This window comes from Thiolapillus sp., assembly GCF_048562965.1.
GTDB lineage: Bacteria > Pseudomonadota > Gammaproteobacteria > Chromatiales > Chromatiaceae > Thiolapillus > Thiolapillus brandeum_A.
In genome coordinates this window covers 1-1,921 of sequence record NZ_JBHNMF010000596.1, presented here as the reverse complement: position 1 = coordinate 1,921, position 1,921 = coordinate 1, and the positions used below count along the sequence as shown (strand labels likewise).

At 50.3% G+C, this 1,921-nt stretch carries 2 protein-coding genes; both read right to left on the bottom strand.

The window, feature by feature from the left end; genetic code table 11:
• Positions 1–159: 159 nt before the first annotated feature.
• A complete protein-coding gene (locus ACOCD2_RS18150) occupies positions 160–1,344 on the bottom strand; it encodes an ATP-binding protein (protein WP_293649620.1) in 1,185 nt (394 codons plus the stop codon).
• Positions 1,345–1,571: 227 nt separating this feature from the next.
• A complete protein-coding gene (locus tag ACOCD2_RS18145; protein WP_305800365.1) occupies positions 1,572–1,718 on the bottom strand; it encodes a ribbon-helix-helix domain-containing protein in 147 nt (48 codons plus the stop codon).
• Positions 1,719–1,921 lie beyond the last annotated feature (203 nt).

Here is a 1,921-nt window from a genome sequence, read left to right as displayed (position 1 = left end):
CCGCGTTCGGAGGCCTACTTTGTTTTCCCTCTGGCGCAAGGCACGCCGGGAAAACAGTGCGGCCTCGCGGCTACTGGGGTCTACCAGCCTTCGCTTCGCTCTCCATGGCTGGCAGCGCGGGTGATCTGGTTCCATTAGTACCCTCGCAGGATTTTATTTTCATTGTGTTCCAGCCTTCTCTAATAGCATCTGAGCCATTTCTGACACACCAACGGCCTCCAAGCCATCGGAAACCGGGTACCGCTCTTCGCCGGAATAAACCACGAAGCTTTTATTCGGCTGTATATCCTCACATGCGTGATAAAAACCCTTGCGCGGCTTTGCAGAAAGGCTCCGCTTGATCTCGATTGCCCAGGTTTCAGAGATTCCAGGCAACTCCAGTACAAGGTCAACTTCAGCACCAGCGGCTGTACGGTAAAAACTGGCCAGTGTTCTGTCCGGCACAACTGCCAGCAGGTTTTCAATCACAAACCCTTCCCAACTCGCACCAACAACAGGGTGTCCAGATAGTCCGTTGTAATCCTGGATGCCGAGCAACGCATGCAGCAAACCGCTATCCCGAACATAGACCTTTGGTGACTTAACCAGTCGTTTCCCGATATTTGCGCGAAAAGGGCGTAACCGCCTCACCAACAGCAAATCGACCAATAGATCGATATATTTGGTGACTGTCGGTGCGGTCAGCGACAACCCGGATGCAAGACGCGACACATTGAGCATCGTTCCTTGGCTGTGCGCCAACATGGTCCATAAACGCTCTAAAGTTTCTGCTGGAATTCTTGGTCCAAACTGGGGTACATCCCTTTCTAAATATGTCCGGATAAAACTTTTGCGCAGTTTTAGGCTGTCTTTTTCATTTCTGGCCAGAAAGCTGTCTGGAAACCCGCCCTGTATCCATAGTCGGTTTAGCGCATTCTCTCCCGCTCCCACCTCTGTCACATCAAGCGGCTGCATATCCACATATTCAATGCGCCCTGCCAGGCTCTCGCCCGATTGTCTGAGAAGGTCTATCGATGCCGATCCGAGAATCAAAAAACGCCCCGTCCGTTTTCCCTTGCGGCGACCTTGATCGATAATGCCTCGTAGTGTCTGGAACAACTCCGGTACACGATGAATCTCATCGAGCACCACAAGTCGGTCTTCATACTGAGTTAGGAACAATTTTGCATTCGATAGCTTCTCACGATCATCCCTGTCCTCCAGGTCAAGATAAAGAGCCCCCCTCTCTTCCCCGATCTCCAGTGCAATCGTTGTTTTTCCAACCTGACGTGGACCAATTAGCGCGACCGCAGCTTGTCGATCGAGCGCATCAGTAACCTGCTGTTGTATTCGCCGCTTTATCATCCTTGCATTTTGCAATCTTATATTTCAATATGCAAGGATAACCAGATTTCTTCTTCACCAAATCAGCCTGGACTATTTCCTGGAAGATAGGCATATCCAGGTTATTGCTGGTTTTCTGCTAGGCGTTTTCGTGCGGCCTGCTTGATGTCTTCCAGGGAATTGTATTGGCCCTCACCGCTTTTCAGACCTTCATGCCAAAGTTTTCGCAGTTCCTGGATCTCCTGGTCCTAGAGGGCGCGTTTTCGTCGCCAGTCCCGCAGCGCTTCACGGATAACCTCGCTGCTGCTGGCGTAGTCACCGCTTTTGACTACTGTGCGTACTTCATCAGCCATTTCATGCGTCAGGGCTATGCTGAGTTTTTCGACGCTGGCCATGAGATTCCTCGTTTGATTAGGGTGGGAAAAATTACTACCAAGTACTAGAGTTTAGAGTAAGCAACATTGTTCCACCGTATATTTTCGGGTGAAATAAAGTTGCTATTTTGTTCATGCTGCCCGTTAGAGCTTGTTCTATACGCTGATTGCTGCATCCTGCTCACTTCCTCGCCAATTGGGCGGTTCGAATTTTCTGCATTTAC